Here is a 5,467-nt window from a genome sequence, read left to right on the forward strand (position 1 = left end):
CTTTTGCTGCGCCCGCGACTATTCGGCTGAACCCGCTCGAGCGCGCGACGACGAGCCGATGATCTGGCACCTCTGGATCGACGACCTGCCCCGCCCCGGCTTCATCAACATGGGCATCGACTCGGCGCTGCTCGATCTCGCCGAGCTCGAGGGCGATGCGTTTCTGCGGCTCTACCGCTGGTCACCACCTTGCCTCTCGTTCGGCCGCCACGAGCCCGCCGCGCGGCGGTACCGGCGCGAGCGCATCGAGGCACTCGGGCTCGACACCGTGCGCCGCCCCACCGGCGGGCGCGCGGTGTGGCACGCGGACGAGCTGACGTACGCGGTCGCGGCGCCCTCGGGTGCCATGGGCTCGCTGGCCGAGAGCCACCGCCGCATCCACGAAGCGCTCGCACGCGGGCTCAGGTATCTCGGCGCCGATGCCGCGCTCGCACCAGTCGCGCGTGCTGCCCCGCTCGGCGCCGGCGCTTGCTTCGACTCAGCGGCGGGCGGCGAGGTGACCATCGCCGGCCGCAAGGTGGCCGGCAGCGCACAGCTCCGCACCCGCGCGGCCTTCTTACAGCACGGTTCGCTCCTTCTCAGCGGTGACCAGCGGGTGTTAAGCGCCGTGAGTGCTCGCGCGCGGCCGCTGGAGACCGCACTGCGCGGCACCGAGAGCCCGCCCCCCGACGTCACCTTGCGAGATGCACTAGGACGCCGCGTCTCGTTCGCTGAGGCTGCCGAGGCCATCACCGACGCGGCGCGCGAGTGGGCACCCGCAGAATCTTGGCTCACCCTCGACCGCGGGGGCGCCATTGTAGAGCGCGCCGCCGCCTTCGCCGACATCTTTCGGTCGGCAGCCTGGACCTGGTCGCGCTGACCGCTCTCCCTGCGGGGTGTCGCGATTCACGAGCGGCTACTTGGGACACACGCTCGGACAGTTCGTTGGATCGCCGATTGTGAACATCTTCGAGACGTAACCCGAGTCGCCGTCGGCGTCCTTGACCACCACTTTGAACGTGTATCGGCCTGCGGCAAGGGTTGTGCTGATGCTTGAGCCCGTATTCGCCAAGGCTGTTCCGTCTCGCCACCATCGGTACGTGGTCGGAGCTCGATAGTTCGAGATGCTGCTCGTGAAGGTCACTGGCCCGGGATCAAAGGTCGAAGCCGTGATGTTGGAATATATACCGTAGTAGTACGTCAGATCGGCGGTACCGACAGCTGTGCCAGCGCTGCTTGTCACCTGCACAACCCCAATATCCTCTCCAGTCTCACTGCCATGGGGATTTTGGCCAAGGCCGGCGAAGTAGCTGATGCTCGGCTGAGATTGCGGCGGGAACCCAGCGAATCCGTCGAACTTGGGACCGGCCGATAGAGATCCAGATTCGGTGTAGATGTTGGTGGCTGCCTCCGAGACACCCGAGACTACATACGACGGATCCCCATCGATGTAACCGGCAAACGTTTGCTGGGCGGTGCGATAGTTGGCAATGTTGTAAGGACACCGATCGGGGGAGCTGACAGCCTCGTCGACGATGATTTGGAGCCAGACGCCGTCAGGTTCAACAACGCACTTTGTGACGCTATCTTGCTGCTGCTGATCGGCGATGCATGCTGGAAGCACCGCAGCGGACAGCACTACTAACAAGTTGCGGCCAAAGTGGCGATCCATATCACCCCCTCTCATCTTGCAAGCTCAAAGCGAATCGGCACTTCCTGCAGACGCCGCGCGTGCGCGGATGCCCATTGGACTGGCCGTGCTGCATTGGAGTCAGTGCCGCTCAATCGGTTCGTATAGACGGGATAAGGGATTGCGATATCATCCGGCTGATCAGCCAGAGGTACATTCAGCTCCGAATCGCTCACCGCAATGAGCCGACCAACTCGCGCGCCCAGCCCGGCGTAGATCGTCTGGGCCGCCGCAATCGCTCGCCCAGAGTGTGTCTTCAGCGCAAGCGGGTGCTCAAGATCGAGCCGCCACAAGGCGCCCTGTGGGTACGCTTCGGTCGGCGACGCCGCAATCAGCACCGGCGGTGCGATGATGCGCGCTCCCAACGCGGCGCCCATTTGCGCCACGGCGCGTTCTGGTGACAAGCCGACTGGACTATCCCAACTGGAAGGGACGCCCATAGCAAAGAATTCGCTCCCGCTACCGGGCTTGGAGGGCCCAAGATGACCAGCATCGGTCTCAACGTCGGTCGTAAGCGCTGATACGGCTAAGCTCACTGTCAGCACACCATGGCCGTCACAAAGTCCGATAATCCACTGGGCACCGTACGGCCGGCGAATCCCAATGGGCACATCGGGCGCCATAGGCTCAAATGCAGCTGTCGCATACAGCGGCCGTCCGCATGGCATGAGAGAGCTGAAGTCGATCGCCGAACCGTGCTCCCGCTCAAGCAAACCACGCAACTGTGGGCCAATGTCGGCGACCCAGGCCAGCGCGAGCTGACGCGCCCGTGCGGATGTTGCTTCATTTGCGTTCGGTGACTCCGTCGGAAGCTGGAAGAGCCCGTTAGGCCCTAAGGCGGCTTGTGCCGCATTGGTCACGAAAGCCGCCACGTTCAGCACCGGAGCGTGCGGAGCAGTGGCATCCGGACCCGAGTCGTGGCAACCGATCAGCGCCAAGGCTGCCAACAACAGAATCCCGCAGCACCTCGATCGCAGCTCCTTCATGCTGCGCCTCCCTCCGAGTCGGGAATGGGCGACCTGCGATATCGACAATCAGCGCGGCCTTGCAGCAGGCGCCAAGCGCGCTACATCCTGCCGCAAGGGTGCAATGAGCGTTCCAGCGGGTTCACGACAGGCTTCGCGCTCCAAGAACGTGACGCTCTGCTCGTTAGAGCAGTCGGGCGGCCCTCACAGACGCTCGCCAGCCACGGCGCCTACCGGTGCAACGCAAACGTCCTTCGGAGCGTGCACGGCTGCGTACCTTCGACACGTCTCAGCTCGGTCGGCGCCGCGCCGACGACCCGATTTCGGTCGGGCGAGCGCGCGAATGTCGTAGGTGGAGGGTGAACCTAGCATTAGTCTTCCCAATGCGGTGGGCGCGGTAAGGCCCCAATTGCGACAAGTAGGGCCCCATTTGTGACAGCCCCGCGTCGGCGGCGCTCCTGACTCGGCACATGCGGACGAAGCGGCTGCATCAAGGTGAGGGTGGCGGCGTCAAGGGGGAGCCACAGGTCATCCAAGCGGTAGCAAGCTAATGGGCTGGCGTGGCCCACGAGCCGGCGACCAGCGCAAACCTCGCCACGCGGAGCGCTGCCGACACCTTCCGCTCGGCGGCGTGGACATGGTGCCGCTGACGTGGTACCGGTCACGTGGTGCCGGTGATGTCGTCCCGCCGAGAAACCTAGGCCCGCCATGCGAGGGGTGCGCCGCCGGAGGACGGTGTGCTTGTCCGGAGGTGGCGCACCCCTCGCATGGCGGGCCGGGCCCTTCGCACATGCCGGGCCGGGACCCGCCGCGAATACCGGCCGCGCCCCCGCCGCGCTACATTCCGTCACCCCTCCCAACCTAGGCATCGGAACCCGCGTGGCCCCTGTCGTCCGCCGGAGCACGCTCGCTGGCGCGCTCGCCGCGTCCCTCGTCGCTGTCGCCGCGTTCGCCGCGACCCGGGGCGCATTCAAGGGCCGCGACCGCAACACGATCGTCATCGTCACCGCCCAGCAGGCCACGGTGCCGATCCCCACGATGATCGAGGGCGCCGCCTCCGCCACCGGCAACCAGGACCTCGCCGACCAGCTCTTCCTCCGCCTCGCCGCGCTGGGCCCCGGCCTCAACACCTCGGGCGACGCCGGCTTCACCCCACAGCTCGCGCGGAGCTGGACCCGCCGCGACTCGGTCACGCTCGCCTTTGATCTCGACCCGCGCGCCCGCTGGCACGACGGCGCGCCGGTAGTCGCGCAGGACGTGCTGCTCGCCTTCGAGCGCGCGCGCAACCCCAAGATCGCGCCCAAGCTCGCCGACCTGCTGCATCACATCGTGAGCGTCACGGCCGAGAGCGATCGCCGCGTCGTCATCCGCTTCGACCATCCGTACGCCGAGCAGTTCTACGACGCCACCTTCCAGGTGCAGCCGCTGCCGTCGCACCTCCTGCCCAACGGCGCCGCCACGCCCGATCTGCCGCGCGCGTTCGTCGATCATCCGGTGGGCAACGGCCCGTTCCGCTTCGTGCGCACCGTGCCGGGCCAGTTCACCGAGCTTGCCGCCGATCCCAAATTTTTCCTCGGCAAGCCCGGCATGCAGCGCCTGTTCCTGCGCATCGCCGCCGATCCGGACGCGCGCATGAATCTGCTCCTCACCGGCGAAGTCGACGCGATGGACGCGGTGCCGGCGCCGCTCTCCAACATCGAGCGCCTCTCCGGGGCGCCCGACCTCAAGCTCGTGAGCGTGCCGTCGCCGCTCATGGGCTATCTCCTCTTCAACCAGCGCGACCGCGCCGACTCCGCCCGCCCGCATCCGATCCTCTCCGACTCCGTCGTGCGCCAGGCGCTCGTGCTGGCGCTCGACCGCCAGCTCATGCTGCGCGCCACGTTCGGCCGCTGGGCCGACGTGCCCTACGGCCCCGTGTCGCAGCTCCTCTGGGTGCGCAGAGGCTCGCCGCGCGCGGCGGGTCCCGACACGGCGCGCGCCCGGAAACTGCTCGCCTCGCGCGGCTGGACCGATCATGACGGCGACGGCGTGCTCGACCGCGCCGGCCGCCCGCTCTCGCTCGCGCTCAACTACCCGCTCCAGAGCGACGTACGCCGGCAGTTGGGGCTGCTGGTGCAGGAACAGCTCCGCCAGCTCGGCGTGCACATCGACCTCGTGCGGCTCGACGGCCCGGTATGGGCCGAGCGGCGGAGCCGCGGCGACTTCGACATCGACTTCTCCTCCGCGTCGCAGGACCCGACGCCGTCAGGGCTCACCCAGAGCTGGTCGTGCCACGGCGGCACCAACGTCGCGCACTACTGCGACCCCGGCGTGGATTCGCTCATGGAGCGCGCGATGATGGCGCAGCGCGGCGCCGGCGCGCTCTGGCAGCAGGCGCTCCGCCGCATCGAGGCCGACGCGCCCGCCGCCTTCATCTACGCGCCGAGCTACGTCTTCGCGGTGAACCGCCGGCTCGGCACCGTCAAGTTCGAGCCGGTGTCGGTGTGGCGCGACCTGTGGGAGTGGAGCGTGCGGTGAGCCGTTGGCTGGCGCGCCGCACGGCGCAGGCGGCGTTGACGCTCGTGCTCGCGACCGTGCTCCTCTTCTTCCTCATGCGTCTCGCCCCCGGCGACCCGCTCGGCCGCCTCGCCGGCGACGACCGCATCACGCCGGCTGAGATCGCCTCGCTCCGCGCGCGCTACGGACTCGACCAGCCGCTCACGCACCAGTTCACCGCGTGGGCCGGCGGCGTGCTGCAAGGCGACCTCGGCGTGTCGATCCAGTACGGCCGCCCCGTCACCCAGCTCATCGCCGAGCGGCTGCCCGCGACGCTCCTGCTCGGCGGCGCGGTGCT

5 protein-coding genes are annotated in these 5,467 nt (G+C 67.9%); 3 read left to right on the plus strand and 2 right to left on the minus strand.

The window, feature by feature from the left end:
- On the plus strand, positions 1-859 hold an 859-nt coding region (locus tag VFW66_08540), incomplete at its 5' end, for a hypothetical protein (protein ID HEX5386731.1).
- Positions 860-895: 36 nt separating this feature from the next.
- On the opposite strand, the gene VFW66_08545 is transcribed toward VFW66_08540, so the two are convergent.
- On the minus strand, positions 896-1,651 hold the full coding sequence (locus VFW66_08545; GenBank protein ID HEX5386732.1) for a PKD domain-containing protein: 756 nt from the start codon (positions 1,649-1,651) through the stop codon (positions 896-898).
- Between the two features lie 11 nt (positions 1,652-1,662).
- Positions 1,663-2,655, minus strand: a complete 993-nt coding sequence (locus VFW66_08550; GenBank protein ID HEX5386733.1) for a hypothetical protein — start codon at positions 2,653-2,655, stop codon at positions 1,663-1,665.
- A gap of 858 nt (positions 2,656-3,513) precedes the next feature.
- Here VFW66_08550 and VFW66_08555 point away from each other — a divergent pair.
- Positions 3,514-5,151, plus strand: a complete 1,638-nt coding sequence (locus VFW66_08555; GenBank protein HEX5386734.1) for an ABC transporter substrate-binding protein — start codon at positions 3,514-3,516, stop codon at positions 5,149-5,151.
- Positions 5,148-5,467: ABC transporter permease (locus tag VFW66_08560; GenBank protein ID HEX5386735.1), on the plus strand; the 320-nt coding region annotated here is incomplete at its 3' end. The genes VFW66_08555 and VFW66_08560, both read left to right, overlap by 4 nt.

This window comes from Gemmatimonadales bacterium (assembly GCA_036279355.1).
Classification (GTDB): Bacteria; Gemmatimonadota; Gemmatimonadetes; order Gemmatimonadales; family GWC2-71-9; genus DASQPE01.

Coding starts and splice junctions, on each gene's coding strand:
- VFW66_08550 (HEX5386733.1), bottom strand. CDS start 2,655: ATGAAGGAGCTGCGATCGAGGTGCTGCGGGATTCTGTTGTTGGCAGCC.
- VFW66_08545 (HEX5386732.1), bottom strand. CDS start 1,651: ATGGATCGCCACTTTGGCCGCAACTTGTTAGTAGTGCTGTCCGCTGCG.